Origin of the sequence: Falsiroseomonas sp. HC035 (assembly GCF_050563525.1) — a bacterium.
Classification (GTDB): Bacteria; Pseudomonadota; Alphaproteobacteria; order Acetobacterales; family Acetobacteraceae; genus Falsiroseomonas.
The window spans coordinates 95341-113105 of the sequence record NZ_JBNXUN010000005.1 but is presented as its reverse complement, the minus strand read 5'-3'; the positions used below and the strand labels follow the sequence as shown (position 1 = coordinate 113105).

The following is a 17765-nucleotide window of genomic DNA, read 5'->3' as shown; positions in this document are numbered from 1 at the left end:
CCGAAGCGGGGGGAGAGGGCTAGGCAGGGCGCCGCATGAAGTCGGCGCAGCGTTCGCCCACCATCAGCGCGGCGGGCTGGATGTTGGGGGATGGGATCAGTGGGAAGACGCTGGCATCCGCCACGCGCAGGCCCGTCACGCCGCGCACCCGCAGTTCCGGGTCCAGCACCGCGCGGCTGTCGGTGCCCATGCGGGCGGTGCCGCAGGGGTGAAAGACGGTGCCGGCGGTGGCGCGTATGCTTTTTTCGAGATCCGCGTCGCTGGTGGCGGCGGGGCCCGGGCGCAGTTCCTCCTCGATCAGGGCGGCGAAGGGCGCCTGTGCGGCGATGCGCTGGGACAGGCGGGCGGCGCCGAGCATGATGCGCAGGTCGTTCGGGTGGTCCAGGTAGTTCGGCCGGATCACCGGCTTGTCGGCCGGATCGGGCGAGGCCAGCACCAGCGTGCCGCGGCTGTCCGGCCGGCAGGGGCCGTAGTTCCACATCACGCCAGGGAAGCCGTGCAGGCCCTTGGTGTAGTCGAACGTCGAAAAATTCACGAACAGGAACTGCGCCTCGGCTTCCTCCGCCCCTGGCGTGATGCGGGCGAAGGCCGTCGCCTCCCCGGCGCCGATGGCCAGCGGGCCGGCGCGGCGCAGCAGCCAGTCGAGGCCCATGGCACCCTTGCGGAAGTGGCTGCCCAAAATCTCGTTCAGCGTGGCGCAGGGCTTGGTGCGGAAGATGAATTTCGCGATCAGGTGGTCCTGCAGGTTGCGGCCGACATCGGGGCTGTGCGCCACCGTCGCGATGCCGAATTCCGAAAGCGCTGCGCCATCGCCGATCCCCGACAGCATCAGCAGTTTCGGCGTCTCGATCGCCCCGGCGCTGAGCACGATTTCACGGGACGCGCGGAACACCCCCTGCCCGGTCTCCACCCCCACCGCCCGCGCGTCCTCGAACAGGATGCGGTGGACGGAAATGCCGGTGCGGACCTCCAGGTTCGGACGGCGCATCGCTGGATGCAGGTAGGTGCGCGCGGAAGATGAGCGAAAACCGCTGCCGACGTTGAGCTGCACCGGGCCGACGCCCTCGATCGGGCCGCCGCCATTCACGTCCCGGAAGCGCGGCAGGCCGGCGGCGACGCAGCTTTCGACGAAGGCCTGCGCGGCCGGGGCCAGGCGCTTCGGCTCGCTGACGCGGATCGGGCCGTCGCTGCCGCGCGCCTCGGATGGCGCGCCCTCCCAGGTCTCCAGCTTGCGGAAGAAGGGTGCGACTTCCTCATAGGCCCAGCCGCGGGCGCCGGATTGCGCCCAGCGGTCGTAGTCGTTCGGGCTGCCGCGCAGGAAGACCAGGCCGTTGACCGAACCCGAACCGCCCAACACCCGGCCCCGCGGCCAATGCACGGCGCGGCCATCCAGCCCAGGCTCGGCTTCCGTCATGAAGCGAGGGTCGTAGCGGCCGCTGCCATACAGTTTCGCATAGCCCATCGGCAGCCGGATCCAGGGGTCGCGATCCGGCGGCCCCGCCTCCAGCAGCAGCACGCGGGTGCGCGGGTCCTCCGACAGCCGCGCGGCGACGACGCAACCGGCGGAGCCGCCGCCGATGACGATGACGTCGGCCGTGGTTGGGGCGCTCACTGTTCCAGCTTCACCCCGGTGCGCGCGACCACGTCGCGGAACTTCGCCATCTCGCTGCGGAAGAAGGCGGCGGCATCGGCCGGCGTGTTGGGCCGGGTCCAGGGCGCGACGCCGGCCAGCAGCAGGCGCTCCCGCAGGGTCGGCTGCACCAGCGCATCGCGGATCGCCTGGTTCAGGCGGGCCACCACGGCATCCGGCATGCCGCGCGGGCCGATGACGGCGAACCAGTTCTCCAGGTCGAAACCCGGCAGCGCCGTCTCGTTCAGGGTGGGGATGTCGGGGAAGGAAGGAAAGCGCTCCAGCCCCGTCACCGCCACGCCCAGCACCCGGCCATCGCGGACCTGCGCCGCGGCGGAGGCCAGCACGGCCACGCCCCACTGGGTCTCCGCCTTGGCGATGCTTTCGACCATCAGCCCGCCGGAGCGGTAGGGCACATGCGCGAAGCGGCCGCCCTGCCCCATGACCGAGGCGAACATCTCCGCCGAGAGATGCGGCATGGAGGCGACGCCGGAGGAGGCGAAGGGCAATGTTTCCTGCCCGCCTTCGCGCATCCGCGCGACCATCGCCTGCGGCGTGCGGGCCGGGAAGCCGGGCTGGGCGACGACGATCATCGGGCCGGTGCCGACCACGGCGATGTGGGTGTAGTCCGCCAGCGGGTCGTAGCGCGTGCCGCCGACCAGCGCGTTGGGGGCCAAAGCGTGGGACGACGCCTCGACCAGCATCAGCACATGGCCGTCCGGATTTTGCCGGCGCAGCCAGTCGCTGGCGATCATGCCGGAGGCGCCGGCGCGATTCTCCACCACTACGCGGCCCTCGGCGCCCAGCGCCGGGCCGAGCCGGTCGGCGAGGAGGCGGGAGGTGATGTCGGTGGAGCCGCCGGGGGCGAAGCCGACGGCGAGGTTGATGGTGCGGTCGGGGAAGGCCAACGCGGGAGAAACCAGGGTCGGAAGCGCCAGGGTGGCGGCCAGGCCAAGGCCGAGCAGGCTGCGTCGCAACATCTTTTCGTTCCTCCGTTCGTTCCGCCCAGCCTCCCGCTTCACCGGCGGGCTTGCAAGGGTGGCGCCGGGCTTATTGCCGATTGCAACGGGGCGGAGAGCCTCGTTGCGGTGATGGCGCCTTGCTGCCAACCTTCCCGGATCGACAGGGAAGGTATCTGGAATGCGTTATGCGGTGATGGCGGCGGGGGTGCTGGTGGCATTGGCGGCGGGCGGCCCCGCCGGGGCGCAGGGCGACATGATCGCGGAGCGCCGCGCCGGGCTCGGCGGGCTTGGGCAGACCATGGAGGCGGTCGCGAATACCGTTCGCTCCGGCGGCGACACACGGGCGCTGGTGCCACGGATCGAGGCGATGTCGGCCTTCATGTCCACGCTGCCGAACCTGGTGCCGGCCCCGTCCCTCACCCCGCCGCAGGCCCAGGGCACGAATCCGGGACAGACCCGGGCGCTGGCCGCCATCGATGCGAACCGGGCGGATTTCCAGACCCGCGCCAACAACATGCAGACGGCCTTTGCCACGCTGCGGACGGCGGCGGCGGCCGGCAGCATCTCGCCGGACCTGCTGCGCAGCACCGGCGGCACCTGCGGCGCCTGCCACCAGCAGTACCGCGCGCGCTGACCCAGACCGGGGGCGTCAGCCGTAGCGGCTGATGCCCCACACCGCGCCGGCGGCCGCGGCCAGCAGCGCCACGGCCAGCAGGTTGCTGCCCATGCGCGGCTGCGGGCCGCGGTAGACCACCGGCAGGCGCAGTGCCCCGGTGATCATCGGGCCGACCAGGTTCTGCCCGCGCAGCACGCGGTAGGCCAGGATCGCCACGATGTGCAGCACCGCCGCCGCCACGATGAACCAGAACACCCGCAGGTGGATGGAGGTGGCGAGCGCGCTGGTCGCGGTCTCGACCTCCCGCGCCAGGGGGCCGCGGCTGAAGATCTCGTCATCGGCGAACAGGCCGGTGGTCGCCTGCGCCAGCAGCAGCAGCAGCATCACCAGCACCATCCAGCCGCCGGCGGCGTTGTGGCCGATCTCGACCGCCGCCTGGCGGCGGCGGAGATGGCCGAAATGGCGCAGGGCCTCGATGGGGGATTTCAGGAACTGGCCGAAGCGCGCGGTCTGGCTGCCGACCAGGCCCCAAGCGATGCGGAACAGCAGCAGCGTCAGCATGGTGTAGCCGGACAGCATGTGGATATCGAAGCGATGCGTGACGGCGGACCAGTAGGACAGTGGGATCAGGATCACGATGGCCCAGTGCACCAGGCGGATCCAGGGGTCCCAGACCTTCAGGCGACGGGTTCCCGGCTCGGTTGTGGTCTCGCGCGCCATCCTGGAGTCCCATGCCTGCAACGAGCCCGATTAGGCCGTGCCGCCGGCGTGCGGCAAGTTTCGTAAGGTGACGAGTCCATGCGAACCCTGATCCACGCCTGGCCTGCGGTGGCCGTCGCGATGCTGGCGGCGCTGGCGGTTCTGCTGGCGGCGCGGCGCTGGGCGTGGCTCGGCGGGCTGGTGGCCGGGGCCGGGGTGCTGGTGGGCTGGTGGTGGGTGTTCGGGTCGCTGCCGGCCTCGCCCCGGCAATTGCCGGAACGGCTGCCGCTGCTGGCGCTGGCGTTGCTGGCCTGGACGGCGCTGGGGCTGGGCTGGCGGCGCGCGCCAGGAACCGCGATGGCCGTGGCGGGCGCGCTGGGCGCGGGGTGGTGGATGGCCGGGGCACCGCGCACCCTGTCTGACCTGATCCAGGCGGCGCCGGTGCTGGGGGCGGTGGCGCTTTATGCGCTGCTCGCGCTGCGCGGCGCCGGCTGGGCGCCGGTGCTGGCGGCGGCGGCGCTGCTGGTCGGGCTGGTGCTGGCTGGGCTGCCGGGGCCAGGGCCATTGCTGGGCGCGGTGCTGCTGGTGGCGAGCCTGGTGGCGCGCTTCGCCCCGGCGGGCGGTTTGCTCGCCGGCCTGCCCGTCGCCGTGGCCCTGGCGGCGCTGGCCAGCGTGCCAGTGCTGGCGCGTGGGGCAGCGGTGGATTGGGCGGCGGCGGCGGTGCCGCTGCTGGTGATATCGGGGCTGCGGCGCTGGGGGCGACGAGGTGCCGAGGGAGGTGGGGCGAAACGTCGATGACGCGCCGGGAGCGGTCATGCAGTTCGGAGCCACCTGTCCCTATCGCCAGCGGCGACGCTACCGGTGCGACAGGATCCACCTGACCAGTGTTTCGGCTTCCTCCCGCGAGAGAGATGATTGCGGCGGCATCGGCATCTGCCCCCAGTTTCCGCTGCCGCCGGTGATGACCCGTTCGGCCAGCGCCCCGACCGCGGCGCTGTCATTGGCATACCGGGCGGCGATCAGGGTGTAGGCGGGGCCAATCATCCGTCGTTCGGCGTGATGGCAGGCTATGCAGTTCTTGCTTCGCGCCAGATCGGCGCTTGCCACTGCCGGCGACGACATGACGACGGCGCCGAGAACAAGGGCGAGCCGGTAGGACTTGATCATCGGAAGGGCCTTCATGCTGTGGCGTCCAGGCCGGACGGCATTGCAGCGGAACAGTGGTATCGGGCGAACGACCTCGGGCCGAGGCCGGCGGGCAGGGCTGGTCGCGGCTGCACGCCCAGGCAAGCCGCGCCGACATACGCAAAACGAGCCTCGGACAGGATGGAAGGCTGGACGGCCGCAGGGGGCGCCTTGCGGACCCTGCGGCCGGCCGCCGTCACGGTTCAGTTCGGGCTCAGACGGAAGATCTCGCCCGTGTCCGTACCGAGATACAGGTGGCCGTCCGGCCCCTGCACCGCCGAACGGAAGCGGGTGGCCGGCATCGGCAGCGGGATGCTCGTCCGGTTCGAGGAAAGGCCGTCCTCGGCGATGTCGAGAATGTCGACGCGGTTGCCCACCGGCGTCCCGTGGATGCCGATGCCGAGATAGGTCACCGCCATCCGCCCGTTCCAGGCGCCCCACCGCGCCCCGTTGAGGAAGGTGCAGGAGGACATGCCCTGCGACATGCCGTCATTGACCCAGGCCGGCCGCATCGCGTTCGGATAGGCGCGCAGGTCGGTCATCGGCATGAAGGCCGCGCGCTCTGCGTTCGGCATTGCGCCCATCTGGTTTGGGCTGTAGCCGCAATAGCCATCGGGGCAGTCGCCGCGTCCGTTGACGTTGGCGCGCGGATCCCACCCGGCATTGCCGCCGGGCGCCAGAGCGGTCACCTCGTCGCTGTGCCAGGGGCCATGCTCGGCTGCGAAGGGACGGTTGTCGGACGGGCGGAAGCAGATGCCCTGCGGGTTGCGGTGCCCATAGGTGAAGATGCGCGGATCGAAGCCCGCCGGCGCGTTGTTGCCCGGGGCGGGCCGCCCGTCGCGATCGATCCGGAGCACCTTGCCGCCGATCAGCGTCGGGCTCTGTGGCACGGGCCCGTTATGGGTATCGCCGGTCGTCACGTAGAGGAAGCCGTCCGCAGGCCCGAAGCGGAGCCGCCCACCATTATGCGCGCCCGAATCGCCGAACGGGTGGTCGGAGGGCCGCGGCTTGTACTGGATGTCGGTGACGATGTCGGTGCGGTCGGCGACGCGTGTCAGGTCGGCATTCACGCTGAGCCGCAGCACGCGGTTGGTGCCCGGCGCCGTCATACGAGACGCCGAGTAGATGTAGATGAAGCGGTTCTGCGCGAACTCCGGGTCGACCGCCACGCCGCTCAGCCCGGCCTGGCCGTCGCAGAACAGGTCGGCTGCCGTATCGGGGTAGCCTTGCGACCCCCCGATGCCGAGCAGCGCGTGGGTGGTGCCCGAAGGCAGGCGCACCGAGAGGCCTCGGCACTTCTCGGTGAAGAACATCGTGCCGTCCGGCAGGAAGGCCATGTCCCAAACGAATTCCCGTCCCTGCACGATGGTCGTGCTTGTTAGGTTCGGCCCGCCCTGGGCGAGCGCGGGGATGGGCGAGGCGAGCGCGGCTGCGGCGAGAAGTACGCCGGGCAGCGCGAAACATGAATGTCGTTGCAAAGCCGGTCCCTCCCATTCTCGTTCAGGCTTCCATCCGGAGCGGCCTTGATCCGTGCGCCTCTTGTGGCCGGGCACCGCCATCTCCGGATGATGGACGGTATCCGGTCCGCGCATCGAGGAGAATGCAAACCTGAGCCGAGCCGCTCCGAGGCTCAGACATTTCGGCGCGAGACGGCACCTCCCTTCCGGCCGTCGGAGTGTTGCGACAGTCCGGTTCGGGTCGAATGCGCGCCGCCCCGCCCCCGCCGCGCAGATCTCAGGCGCCGAACAAGAAGTCCCGCACCAGCGCCGCCGTCTCGTCCGGGTCCGAGGCGGCGACGTGGTAGCTGTCGTTGTCCACGACCACGAGGCGCGAACCGGCGATGCGTTCCTGCCACGCCCGCACCTCCGCCACGGACCCCAGGCCGCTGCCCGTCGTGGTCACCACCAGCGTCGGCGCCTGGATGCGCCCGACCTCCGCCGTCACATCCACGGACGGCACCATGCGCAGAAACCCGTCCAGGGTGGAGGCGGCGGTGCGGCCCATCATCCGCGTCCACCAATCCAGCGCCTCCGGCGACATGCGGCTGCCCATGCGGCCGGCGTTGGAGGCGGCGACCCAGGCCGGCACCCCCTCCGCCGCGATCTGCGCCCGCCAGCCCGGCGTGCGCCCGGCCATGTTGGTCAGCGAGGCCGGGCCGCCGAGCACCGCGAGCTTCGCCACCAGGTCCGGGTGCCGCGCCGCCAGCGCCAGCGCGATGGTGCCGCCGATCTTGCCGCCGACGAGATGCAGGCGCGCGACTCCGAGGTGCCGGATCAGCGCCACCACGTCCGACACGAGTTCGTCGAAGCGCCAGGGGTGGTCCGCCGGCATGGGGGTGGAGCCGCCGTAGCCGCGAAGGTCCAGCCGCACCACCCGCGCGTGCCGAGCCAGCGCCGGGACGAAGGCGCGAAATGCCTCCCGGCTTTCGGCCAGGCCGTGCAGTAGCAGCACGGTGGGCGCCGGAACCCAGGGGTCGGTGAAATCATCCACGGCATAAGACAGGGTGACGCCGGGGGAAACCTCGAATTCGGGCATGCGGAAAGAACCCCTCAGATGCAGCGGGTGCCGCCGCCGTCGATGTCGATGTTGGTGCCGGTGATGAAGCCGGCGCGGTCGGAACACAGGAAGGCGACCAGGCCCGACACCTCCTCCACCGTGCCGAGGCGGCCGAGGGCGACTGAGCCGATGGCCGCGGCATTCTCCGCATCCGGGTCACGGCCGCTGCCGGCCGCACCCTGCGCCACCAGCGCATCCCAGCGCGGCGTCGCGATCGGGCCGGGATTGACGCCGACCACCAGCACGTTGTCCGGCGCGCAATCCTGCGCCAGCGCATGGGTGAAGCTGAGCAGCGCGGCATTCACGCTGGATCCCACGATGTAGGTGGCGCGCGGCTGATGGCCGGACCGGCCGATGATGTTCACCACCCGCCCCCAGCGCCGTGCCCGCATCCCCGGCACCAGCAGCCGGGCGCAGCGCATGTAGCCCATCAGCTTCAGGTCCAGCGACTTGCGCCAGGTCGCGTCGTCCGACTCCGCGATGCGGCCCATGGGCGTGGCGCCGGCATTGTTCACCAGGATGTCGATTCGCCCGAGCGCCGCTTCCGCCTGCGCCACCGCGGAGTCGAGCTGCGCCGCATCGACCAGGTCCGCGGCGACCGGCACGGTGCGGCCGCCGGTTTCGGCCGCGATGGCGGCGGCGGCCTTGGCCAGGCGCTCCGCGTCGCGGGCGACCATCGCCACCGCCACGCCTTCCGCTGCCAGTTCCCGCGCGATGGCGAGGCCGATGCCAAGCGAGGCCCCGGTGACCAGCGCCGTCCTGCCCTTGAGGCCGAGTTCCATGCCCTGCGTCCCGCTCCGTCCCACGCGCCAGAGGCCGCGCGGCGGGCGAAGTGTCAACTGGTTGCGCTTCCGCGGGCGGGACCAAACATGCGGCTCATCATGTCCTTGCTGAAAACTGCCCTGGCGCTGTTCGCGCTGTTCTTCCTGCTGCCGCTCGGAATCTCCGCGGCGCTTTATCAACGCGACGGCATCGGCCCCGGCTGGTGGACCGCGGATCGTGGCAGTGCCGGCCTGCTGCCGCCGGCGGCGCAGAACCCGGGCGCCGTAGTGCGCGTCTTCGCCGCCCCCACCGTGCGCTGGCGCGGCATCTTCGCCGTCCATAGTTGGGTTGTGTTCAAGCCGGAGGGCGCGAGTGCCTACACCCGCTACGACTACACCGCCTGGGGAGACCCGATCCGCCTGAACGGCTTCGAGGCCGATGGCCGCTGGTTCGGCCGCGCGCCGCAGGTGGTGTTTGCCGCCGATGGGGCGGAGGCGGCAGCGATGATCCCGCGTATGCAGGCCGCGATCGAAGCCTATGAATGGCGCAACCGTGGCGACTACCGGGTTTGGCCCGGCCCGAACTCCAACACCTTCGTCGCCGCGGTGATGGATGCGGTGCCGGAGATCAACGCTGTGCTGCCGCCCAACGCCATCGGCAAGGATTTTCCCCATGATGGTCGCTGGCTGCGGCTGACGGAGACGGGGGTGCGCCTGAGCCTGGGCGGCTATGCCGGGCTGGCCGTGGGCTGGGTCGAAGGCCTGGAGGTCAATATCCTCGGGGCCGTCGCTGGCGTGGATGTGCGCCGGCCTGCCCTGAAGCTGCCGGGTTTGGGGCGCATCGGTCTGGCGCCGGTGGCGGAGGCAGCTCTGCCTCCACCGCCACCGGTCGGTCCCTCATCGGCCGCCTCGCCATCAGGTTGATGCAGGGCGGATAAATTTGATGTTGGATTGAACGAACCGTTCCCGAAGGCGTTGAGACCTCGATGCCGGATGCGCCACGCGCCATGCGTCGCACGTCCCGGCAGAGACTTCGCCTCCACTTCCGAGGAAGGAAATGATCATGCGCCTTGTGGCAACCGCCGCAGTGCTCGGCCTGCTGGCAGCCCCGATGATGGGGATATCGGCCGCCTCCGCACAGGGACCACGCGGACCTATGAACCAGGACGACGTCACCGACCACGTCCAGACCACCCGCGACCTCGCCAATGTCTGCGACCCCCAGGTGCGCGGCGTGCGGCGGTACGAGGCGATCGCCTATTGCCAGGGCTTCCTGACAGCGGCCGGCCAGTACCACGCGATGATGTTCCCGACCGGTGGCCGTGGACGGCCGATCTACTGTGTGCCGACGCCCGGGCCGACCGTGGCTGAGGCCGGGCTCGGCTTCTCCGCCTGGGCGCGGGAGAATCCGGGGCGCTGGAACGAGCCGGCGCTGGATGGCTTCCTGCGTTGGGCGCAGGAGCGTTTCCCCTGCGAGCCGGCACAGCCCCGCCGCAACCGCCCGAACCGCTGACCGAAGGAGCCACCATCATGCGCACCATGCGCCTCGCCCTCCCCCTGGTTGCCGCCCTCGGTCTCTCGGCCTGCGGTGACCTGAACCCGACCCAGCAGCGGGTCGCCACCGGCGCCCTCGGCGGCGGCGCCGTCGGCGGCGTCCTCGGCTCCTTCAGCGGCAACACTGGCCTCGGCGCCTTGCTCGGTGCCGGCGTCGGCGGCGCCGGCGGCTTCCTGTACGACCAGTCGCAGTCCCGCTACGAGCCGCGCTACGACGACCGGCGTGGCCCGCCGCGGCGCTACCGGGACGAGCGCCGCTACCGCTGAGGAGACCCGATGCGGCGCCTGATCGCGGCCTTCCTGTCGATCACGGCGACCGCATCGGCGGAGCCCGCGGCGCTGCTGGCGCCGGTCACCCCCGCCTGCATCTCCTCCTCCTTCGGGGAACGGCGGGAAGCCGCCGGCGGGCCGCGGGCGTCGCGCCTGCACCAGGGCATCGACCTGCCGGCACCGGCCGGCGCCTGGGTCGTGGCAGCCGCCGCCGGGCACGTCGTCGCGGTGCGGCGGCGCGGCGCGGCGGGGCTGGAGGTCGAGCTGCGGCACCCGGATGGGAGGGTGACGCGCTACGCCCATCTCGGCAGCGTGGCGCCGGCCATCGCCACCGGCCGCCGGCGCGTCGCGCAGGGCGAACGGCTTGGCCGCATCGGCCGCAGCGGCATCACCTACGGCACACACCTGCATTTCGAGGTGCTGGTCCAGGGGATCCGGGTGGACCCGGCGACGCATCTGCCCGTCAGGCCCTGCTGAGGCCGGAACCATTCAGCCATCGCCGGCGAAGCCCGCACAGACCCCAACGGGCGGAGCACCGGCGTGGAACTGCGCGAGATGGCCTATTTCCTGGCGGCCAGCCAGACGCTGCACTTCACCCGCGCCGCCGCCCTGTGCGGGGTGACGCAGCCGACGCTGACGCGCGGCATCCAGAAGCTGGAGAAGGAGCTTGGCGCGCCCCTTTTCGTACGGGAGGGGAGCACGACGCACCTGACCGCACTCGGCCGCATGGTGCAGCCGCGCATCGAGGATATCGTGGCGCGCAGCCGGTCCGTGCGAAAGCAGGTCTCGCTGCACCTGCGGCTGCAGGGCTCCGACCTGCGGCTGGGCGTGATGTGCAGCCTGGGGCCGGCGCGCTTCGGGGCTCTGCTGGGGCGCTTCCGCATCGCCCAGCCGGGGATCGACATCAGCCTGACGGATGCCACGCCAGACCGGCTTTCGGAACTGCTGCTGCAGGGCGACCTGGACGCAGCGCTGATGGTGCAGCCGGAGGCCTTCCACGAGCGGCTGAAGCCGGAGCCGCTCTATGCCGAGCGCTACCTGGTGGCCTGCGCGCCGTCGCACCCGTTCGCCGGCCGCAGATCCATCGCGATGCGCGACATGGACGGCCAGGCCTACCTGTCCCGCATGAACTGCGAGCATCGCGATATCCTGCGCGACCACCTGCATGCGGCAGGCGCCAGGCTGGTCAGTGCCTGCCGTAGCGAACGGGAGGACTGGATCCAGTGCCTCGTCGCCGCTGGCATGGGCGTCTGCTTCCTGCCGGAGTTCAGCGCCGTGCAGGCCGGCCTGGTGCTGCGTCCGGTGGAGGATGCGCCGGTGGCGCGGCAGGTCTGCCTGGTGACGGTGGCCGGCCGGCGCTGGCCCGCGCCACTGGCCCGCTTCGTCGAGGCCACACGGCGCACGCGCTTCACGAATGGCCATTCCTGCGACCAGACGAATACGCGCTGCGCATCGGTTTGATGCGGGGCGCACATGGGGGGCTGCGGCGCGCCGCCGTCATGGCGAAATCCGGAGCGGCGCCGCCGTTGCCGGCGCGCACAACGAACGGAGACGCACCATGACGACCAGCCGAAACACCTTTCTCGCCGCCGCCCTGCTGCTGGCGGTGCCGGCCGCCCTGCCCGCTGACGCGATGGCGCAGAGCTACCCGCGGGTGACCGGCACGGGCGAGAACATGATGGTGGACTACGGCCCGATGGGCCAGGGCACGCTGGTTGGCGGCGGCCGGGTGATGGTGTCGGAGCCGGGCGGCATGGACGTGCGCATCCTGCACCTCGACGCGATGTTCTCGCAGACCCCCCGCGCCGGCTACATCCCGGTGACCATCGGCACCGGCGAATCGACCGAGACCATCTACGTCCCTGCCAACATGATGGAGATGTTCCGCCGGGCGCGCGGCAACCCTCAGCGCTGAGCAGGTTTACCCCTGTCGCGGCGGCGGCGCAGCGGCTATTGCTGCGCCGCACTATGATGGGGTTCGGGCATGGTCGAGCGGCAGATCTGGGTGGTCTGGGGCGGCATCTTCACCGACACCAGCTTCGCGACGCTGGAGCCGGGGACGGAGGAGCTGCACGGCCCCTACCACGACGAGGCGACGGCGAACCGGGCCTGGCAGGACCATATGCGCCGCAAGGTCGACATCGCGACGCACCGGCTATTCGTGCTGCTGGCGCGCCCGACGTCTTGAAGGCCTGAGCCGGGACAGCGCGGCGCGCAGCCCGGCCGCCTGCTGCGCCAGGAAACCGCCGGTGACGATCGCCGGGTCCGCCCCAGGCACGCCGGTCGCCGGGAAGTGGCGCCGGTTCCAGTCGGCGGTGCCGAACATCCAGTCCCAGACCGGCAGCAGCACCCCGTAGTTCACGCCCTGCACGTCGGTGGCCTGTTCGCCGTGATGCGCCCGGTGGAAGCGCGGCGAGACCAGCAGCCGTTCGCCGAAGCCCCCGAAATGCAGCCTTGTGTTGGCGTGGGACAGCGATTCGACCACCCGCGTGACCAGCACGATCAGCGGGAACTGCGCCGGCGGCACGCCGATCGCCAGCGCCAGCACACCGAGCCAGACGGCGGCGATGGCATCGTCCACCAGGTGGTTGCGGTCGTCGGTCCAGAAGGTCATCTGCTTCTGCGCATGGTGCACGGCGTGCAGTTCCCACCACCACGGGATGGCGTGCTGCAGGCGGTGGCGCCAGTACTCGCCGAAATCCAGCACCACGATATAAACCAGCAGCGCCACCATCGGGTGGTTGCGCAGGGCCGGGATCAGCGATTCCAGCGTCGGTGGCACCGCGCCGAAATCCACGATGGTCCCGTGCAGCCAGACCTGGACCGGACGGAACAGGACGAAGACCGCCAGTGGCAGGATGCCGAGGCGGATCAGCAGGGTGTACAGGATATCGGTGTGCACCGGCCCCTGGTCCGGCCAGCGCTCCACCGGGCGCCACTTCTCCAGCGTGCCGCACAGCAGGATGCAGACGGCGATCTGCACCAGGCCCAGCAGGGCGAAGCCGAGCCAGTCGAAGGCCTCCTCCTCCCACCCCATCAGACCCGCCTCGTACAGCAGCGGGATCAGGTAGGCCTCGTGCAGGCTGGCGCGGACGCCGTCGAGGAATTCGATCATCGGGCAGTCCCGCGCGCCAGGAAGCGTTCGAAGGCGGCCAGCGTGGCGTCGCTGACATGATGCTCGATGCCCTCGGCATCGGCCTCCGCGATCTCCGCCGGCACGCCAAGCGCGGCGAGGAAGGCAACCACGGTCTGGTGCCGGGCGCGGACACGGCGGGCGAGGTCGTGGCCGGCCTCGGTCAGGAAGACGCCGCGATAGGGCTTTGAATGCGCCAGGCCGTCCCGCTTCAGGCGGCCGATGGTCTTGATGGCGGTGGCGTGGGTGACGCCGAGGCGGCGGGCGATGTCGGTCGGCCGCGCCTCCGCATCGCGGGCCAGCAGGTCGGCGATGATCTCCACATAGTCTTCGGCCAGCGCGGCGGCACGGGCGGTGCGCGCGGAGGCATGGCGCGCAGCCTCATCCGGCTGTTCGGCGGCAGGTAGCTCCGGCTGGGAATTGGCCGTGGTCATCTGACCAACCTAGCATCGCGACGCTCCGGCGCAAATTGTTGCACCGGCTTCATTCTACTCCGCGGCGACCGCCGAGGCGGCAGGCCTGCGGCGCAGCAGGCCGTGGCGGGGCGAGGCCAGCAGGGCCGCCACGAAGATCGCCGACAGCGCCAGCACGATGGATCCGGCGGTGGAGGCATCCAGCATGAAGCTGACCTGGATGCCGACCAGCGTGGAGGTGCAGGCCGCGGCCACCGAAATCCAGACCATCCGCCCGAAGCGATCGGTCATCAGCAGGCCGATGGCCCCGGGCGTGATCAGCAGCGCCACCACCAGGATGACGCCCACCGCCTGCACCCCGGCCACGATGCTGGCCGCCAGCACCGTCAGCAGCAGCAGCCGCAGCCGCCCGACATGCAGGCCGATGACACGCGCCTGCCCCGGATCGAAGCAGTACAGCACCAAATCGCGGCCGCGCAGCGCCAGGATCAGCAAGGCCGTGCCAGCGATAGCCAGCGTCTGCCAGAAATCCGCCGTCTCGATGCCGAGAATGCTGCCGAACAGCACGTGGGAGAGGTGCACGTCCGACCGCACCTGCGACAGCATGATGAGGCCGACGGCGAACATGCCGCTGAACACCACGCCCATCGCCGCATCCTCTTTGACGCGGGAGGTCGCACGGATGGCGCCGGAGGCGATGGCGCAGGCGAGGCCGGCGGCGAAGGCGCCGATCACCAGCGGGATTCCGGCCATCCAGGCGCCGACCACGCCGGGCAGGATGGCATGGCTGACCGCATCGCCCATAAGCGACCAGCCCTTCAGCACCACGAAGCAGGACAGGATGGCCGAGAGCGTCGCCACCATCAGCCCGACGACGAGCGCCTGCTGCATGAAGTCGTAGGTCCAGGGCTCGATGAACGCGGTGATCATGCAATGGCCTTTGCCGCGGCGCGGCGGCTGGCGCGGATGCCGTGCTTCGGCGCGAAGACCAGTACGGCGACGAAGATGGCCGCCTGCAACGCCACGATGCTGCCGCCGGTCGAGCCATCCAGGAAGTAGCTCGCATAGGCGCCGATGATGCCGGTGCTGGCGCCGATGCCGGTGGCGATCGCCGCCATGCGTCCGAAGCGGTCCGCCAGCAGGTAGGCGGTGGCGCCCGGCGTCACCAGCATGCCGATGACCAGCACCGCGCCCACCGCCTGCAACCCGGCGACGGCGGTCGCCGCCAGCAGCATCAGCAGCAGCACGCGCATCAGCCCGGGACTGCCGCCGGACGCGACGAGCTGCACCGGATCGAACAGCGACAGCATCAGGTCGCGCCCCCAGATGCCCAGCGCCAGCGCCACCACCACGGCGATGATCGCCATCTGCACGATGTCGGCATCGGCGATGCCCAGCACGTTGCCGAAGATGATGGTCTGCAGCCGGACGTTGGAGGGCCACAGCGACAGCAGGAACAGCCCGAGGCCGAAGAAGCCGGTGAACACCACGCCGATCACCGCATCCTCCCGGATCGGCGTCCGGCCACGCAGCCCCGCCATGCACAGCGCGGCCAGCATGCCGGAGGCGAAGGCGCCGATGGCGAAGGGGATGCCGCCGAGCCAGGCCAGCACCACGCCGGGTACCACCGCATGGCTCAGCGCATCGCCCATCAGCGACCAGCCCTTCAGCACGACGTAGCAGGACAGCAGCCCGGCCACGGCGCCGACCAGGCCGCTGATGCCCATGGCGCGCAGCATGTAGTCGTACTGGAAAGGGATCAGCAGTTCACTCATCGCCCGGACACCGCGAAAGTCCTCTCTCCCTTCAAGGGGGAAAGGGTTGGGTTAGGGTGTGCCGGGCGCGCGGACTCGTTCCAGGCGGAGCAGCGGGGTAGCCCCTCCCGCCCACCTTTCGACGCAGCGCGTCGACCCCTCACCGGAGGAAGTGGGCTTCGAGCGGCCTTCAAGTGCACCATCAAAGATCCTGCGTCAGGCGGCCAAGCACACGGCCATCCGGCGCCATGACCAGCGGCCGCTCGTCATCCGACAGCACCACCACATTCCCGGCTTCCAGCGGGGCATGCGCCTTGGCCTGCTCCGGCAGGCTGTGCTGGCGCAGCGCGCCACCGAAGGCGCGCAGCAGGTTGGGGCCGGTGAAGACCCGTTCGGTCGGGCCGGAATCCAGCACGGTTCGGTTCACCAGGACGACGTGGTCGCAGAAGGTCGGCACGCTGCCGAGGTTGTGGGTCGAGACCAGCATGATCTTGCCTTCAGTCCGCAGGGCCTTCAGCAGCTCGATGATCGCATCCTCCGTCGTCACGTCGACGCCGGTGAAGGGCTCGTCCAGCAGCAGCAGTTGGCCGCCCTGCGCCAGGGCGCGGGCGAGGAAGACGCGCTTGCGCTGGCCGCCCGACAATTCGCCGATCTGGCGGTCCGCCAAATCCAGCATGCCGACGCGCGCCAGCGCCGAGTCGACCGCCGCGCGATCGGCGGCGCGCGGGATGCGCAGCATGTTCATGTGGCCGTAGCGGCCCATCATCACCACGTCGCGCACGCCGACGGGGAAGGACCAGTCCACCTCCTCCGCCTGCGGCACATAGGCCACCAGGTTCTTGCGCAGCGCCGCCTGGATGCCCTCCCCGCCGATCAGGACACGGCCGGCAGCGGGCTTCACCAGGCCCATGATGGCCTTGAACAGCGTTGACTTGCCGCTGCCGTTGACGCCGACCAGCCCGCAGACCGTGCCGGGCGCCAGGGCAAAGCTGGCATCGCGCAGCGCCAGGTGGCCGTTCGGGTAGCTGACGGAGATCCCCTGGACAGACAGGCCCGGTGCGGCACCGCCGTCCATTATCGGGCGCCCTCCGTTCCGAAGAAGCCGCGCAGGATGATCTCGGCGTTGGCTTCCAGAAGCTTCAGGTAGGTCGGCGCGGCACCGTCCTCCGCCGTCAGGCTGTCCACGTAGAGCGCGCCGCCGTAGCGGGCCCCGGCTTCCCGCGCCACCTGGCGCATCGGGCGGTCGTTCACCGTGCTTTCGCAGAACACGGCGGGCACGCGGGTGCGGCGGACGGTGTCGATCATGGCGCGGACCTGGCGAGGCGTTCCCTCATCCTCGGAGTTGATCGGCCATAGATACGCCTCCTGCAACCCGTAGTCGCGGGTCAGGTAGCTGAAGGCGCCCTCGCAGGTCGCGAGCACCCGGCGATCCGCCGGCAGCCGGGCCAGGCGCTCGCGCAGGCGGGCGTCGACAGCGCGGATCTGGTCGGCGTAGCGCGCGGCGTTGGCCGCATAGGTTTCGGCATTGGCCGGGTCGAGGTCCGACAGCGCACGGCGGATGTTCTCGACATAGACCAGCGCCAAGGTGGGCGACATCCAGGCATGCGGGTTGGGCTGGTTGCGGTAGGGGCCGTCATTGATCCCGACCGGCTCGATCCCCTGGGTCAGCACCGCCTGCCTCGTCGCGCCGGTGCGGCTGAAGAAGCGCTCGAACCAGCGCTCCAGCCCCATGCCGTTCCACAGGACCAGGTCGGCCGAGCGCGCCCGCACCACGTCCAGCGGCGTCGGCTCGTAGTCGTGGATCTCGCTGCCGGGGCGCGTCAGGCTTTCGACCAGCGCGGCCTCCCCGGCCACGTTCTGCGCCATGTCGGCCAGTACGGTGAAGGTGGCCACGATGCGCTTCGGCGCGGCCTGCGCAATGGCGGGCACGGCCGGCAGGGTCACGGCGGCGAAGCTGCTGCCGAGCAGCAGGCGGCGGGAGACGTATGGCATGGCGATCCCTGATGAGGGTGGCAACGAATGTCGGCGCTGGTTGAACATCTGGCTTGGCCGTCAGTATGTAGCCAAGGCTACAGACGATGCAAGGGCAGCGACTCCTGGCCTTGCAATCCAGGCCGCCACCCGTCATACCAATCGGGTCATCGTCGTTCGGTTCGGCCTGCTCTTCCTCGCTCACCCTCGAGCGCCGAGCCTTGTGTCCGTTTCCCCTCAGCGTGATCCGCATCGCGATGT

Annotated in this window: 22 protein-coding genes; 9 read left to right on the top strand and 13 right to left on the bottom strand. The window is 70.7% G+C overall.

The features are described 5' to 3' along the window. Positions 1–19: 19 nt before the first annotated feature. Together ACLF3G_RS12965 and ACLF3G_RS12960 are read right to left on the bottom strand one after the other, a co-directional pair. On the bottom strand, positions 20–1612 hold the full coding sequence (locus ACLF3G_RS12965; RefSeq protein ID WP_430669799.1) for a GMC family oxidoreductase: 1593 nt from the start codon (positions 1610–1612) through the stop codon (positions 20–22). After that, positions 1609–2610, bottom strand: coding sequence for a Bug family tripartite tricarboxylate transporter substrate binding protein (locus ACLF3G_RS12960; protein WP_430669798.1), 1002 nt, complete (start codon positions 2608–2610; stop codon positions 1609–1611). The genes ACLF3G_RS12965 and ACLF3G_RS12960 overlap by 4 nt, the downstream gene beginning before the upstream one ends. A gap of 160 nt (positions 2611–2770) precedes the next feature. On the opposite strand from ACLF3G_RS12960, the gene ACLF3G_RS12955 reads away from it, so the two are divergent. Beyond that, positions 2771–3226 carry a cytochrome c gene (locus ACLF3G_RS12955; protein WP_430669797.1) on the top strand — a complete coding sequence of 152 codons (456 nt, stop codon included), beginning with the start codon at positions 2771–2773 and terminating at the stop codon, positions 3224–3226. Positions 3227–3241: 15 nt separating this feature from the next. On the opposite strand, the gene ACLF3G_RS12950 is transcribed toward ACLF3G_RS12955, so the two are convergent. Next, complete coding sequence (locus tag ACLF3G_RS12950; protein ID WP_430669796.1) at positions 3242–3928, bottom strand: cytochrome b/b6 domain-containing protein; 687 nt, start codon at positions 3926–3928, stop codon at positions 3242–3244. Between the two features lie 78 nt (positions 3929–4006). Here ACLF3G_RS12950 and ACLF3G_RS12945 point away from each other — a divergent pair, with 78 nt between their 5' ends. Continuing rightward, positions 4007–4705 carry a hypothetical protein gene (locus ACLF3G_RS12945; protein ID WP_430669795.1) on the top strand — a complete coding sequence of 233 codons (699 nt, stop codon included), beginning with the start codon at positions 4007–4009 and terminating at the stop codon, positions 4703–4705. A gap of 57 nt (positions 4706–4762) precedes the next feature. Here ACLF3G_RS12945 and ACLF3G_RS12940 read toward each other — a convergent pair whose 3' ends face one another. The 4 genes from ACLF3G_RS12940 to ACLF3G_RS12925 all read right to left on the bottom strand — a co-directional run bounded on the left by ACLF3G_RS12940 (position 4763) and on the right by ACLF3G_RS12925 (position 8430). Continuing rightward, positions 4763–5074, bottom strand: coding sequence for a c-type cytochrome (locus ACLF3G_RS12940; RefSeq protein ID WP_430669794.1), 312 nt, complete (start codon positions 5072–5074; stop codon positions 4763–4765). A 221-nt stretch (positions 5075–5295) separates the two neighbouring features. Continuing rightward, on the bottom strand, positions 5296–6570 hold the full coding sequence (locus ACLF3G_RS12935; protein ID WP_430669793.1) for a PQQ-dependent sugar dehydrogenase: 1275 nt from the start codon (positions 6568–6570) through the stop codon (positions 5296–5298). 256 nt (positions 6571–6826) lie between these two features. Then, positions 6827–7627 carry an alpha/beta fold hydrolase gene (locus ACLF3G_RS12930; protein WP_430669792.1) on the bottom strand — a complete coding sequence of 267 codons (801 nt, stop codon included), beginning with the start codon at positions 7625–7627 and terminating at the stop codon, positions 6827–6829. Positions 7628–7641: 14 nt separating this feature from the next. Continuing rightward, a complete protein-coding gene (locus ACLF3G_RS12925) occupies positions 7642–8430 on the bottom strand; it encodes an SDR family NAD(P)-dependent oxidoreductase (protein WP_430669791.1) in 789 nt (262 codons plus the stop codon). 99 nt (positions 8431–8529) lie between these two features. Here ACLF3G_RS12925 and ACLF3G_RS12920 point away from each other — a divergent pair, with 99 nt between their 5' ends. From ACLF3G_RS12920 to ACLF3G_RS12890, 7 genes are all read left to right on the top strand, one after another. Then, complete coding sequence (locus ACLF3G_RS12920) at positions 8530–9333, top strand: DUF3750 domain-containing protein (RefSeq protein ID WP_430669790.1); 804 nt, start codon at positions 8530–8532, stop codon at positions 9331–9333. 139 nt (positions 9334–9472) lie between these two features. After that, positions 9473–9922 (top strand): Rap1a/Tai family immunity protein, encoded by a 450-nt coding sequence (locus ACLF3G_RS12915; RefSeq protein ID WP_430669789.1) that lies wholly within the window; start codon positions 9473–9475, stop codon positions 9920–9922. Positions 9923–9939: 17 nt separating this feature from the next. Beyond that, the gene (locus ACLF3G_RS12910; protein WP_430669788.1) at positions 9940–10230 is read left to right on the top strand and encodes a glycine zipper domain-containing protein; all 291 of its coding nucleotides are present in this window, start codon (positions 9940–9942) and stop codon (positions 10228–10230) included. Positions 10231–10239: 9 nt separating this feature from the next. Continuing rightward, positions 10240–10710: a M23 family metallopeptidase gene (locus ACLF3G_RS12905; RefSeq protein ID WP_430669787.1), complete on the top strand. Its 471-nt coding sequence runs from the start codon at positions 10240–10242 to the stop codon at positions 10708–10710. Positions 10711–10773: 63 nt separating this feature from the next. Further along, positions 10774–11694: a LysR family transcriptional regulator gene (locus ACLF3G_RS12900; RefSeq protein ID WP_430669786.1), complete on the top strand. Its 921-nt coding sequence runs from the start codon at positions 10774–10776 to the stop codon at positions 11692–11694. Between the two features lie 97 nt (positions 11695–11791). After that, a complete protein-coding gene (locus ACLF3G_RS12895; protein WP_430669785.1) occupies positions 11792–12148 on the top strand; it encodes a hypothetical protein in 357 nt (118 codons plus the stop codon). Positions 12149–12217: 69 nt separating this feature from the next. After that, entirely contained in the window at positions 12218–12421 is a 204-nt protein-coding gene (locus ACLF3G_RS12890; protein WP_430669784.1) for a DUF4170 domain-containing protein, read from the top strand. Here the strand turns inward: ACLF3G_RS12890 and ACLF3G_RS12885 are convergent. The 6 genes from ACLF3G_RS12885 to ACLF3G_RS12860 all read right to left on the bottom strand — a co-directional run bounded on the left by ACLF3G_RS12885 (position 12389) and on the right by ACLF3G_RS12860 (position 17525). Then, positions 12389–13348 (bottom strand): sterol desaturase family protein, encoded by a 960-nt coding sequence (locus ACLF3G_RS12885; RefSeq protein ID WP_430669783.1) that lies wholly within the window; start codon positions 13346–13348, stop codon positions 12389–12391. The two genes, ACLF3G_RS12890 and ACLF3G_RS12885, sit on opposite strands and share 33 nt — an antisense overlap. Beyond that, positions 13345–13800 carry a manganese-binding transcriptional regulator MntR gene (mntR, locus tag ACLF3G_RS12880; RefSeq protein ID WP_430669782.1) on the bottom strand — a complete coding sequence of 152 codons (456 nt, stop codon included), beginning with the start codon at positions 13798–13800 and terminating at the stop codon, positions 13345–13347. The genes ACLF3G_RS12885 and mntR overlap by 4 nt, the downstream gene beginning before the upstream one ends. Positions 13801–13854: 54 nt before the next feature. After that, entirely contained in the window at positions 13855–14709 is an 855-nt protein-coding gene (locus ACLF3G_RS12875) for a metal ABC transporter permease (RefSeq protein ID WP_430669781.1), read from the bottom strand. Then, positions 14706–15554, bottom strand: a complete 849-nt coding sequence (locus tag ACLF3G_RS12870; protein ID WP_430669780.1) for a metal ABC transporter permease — start codon at positions 15552–15554, stop codon at positions 14706–14708. Before ACLF3G_RS12870 ends, ACLF3G_RS12875 begins: the two co-directional genes overlap by 4 nt. A gap of 181 nt (positions 15555–15735) precedes the next feature. After that, entirely contained in the window at positions 15736–16608 is an 873-nt protein-coding gene (locus tag ACLF3G_RS12865) for an ATP-binding cassette domain-containing protein (RefSeq protein WP_430669779.1), read from the bottom strand. After that, a complete protein-coding gene (locus ACLF3G_RS12860) occupies positions 16608–17525 on the bottom strand; it encodes a metal ABC transporter substrate-binding protein (protein ID WP_430669778.1) in 918 nt (305 codons plus the stop codon). The genes ACLF3G_RS12865 and ACLF3G_RS12860 overlap by 1 nt, the downstream gene beginning before the upstream one ends. Between the last annotated feature and the right edge of the window lie 240 nt (positions 17526–17765).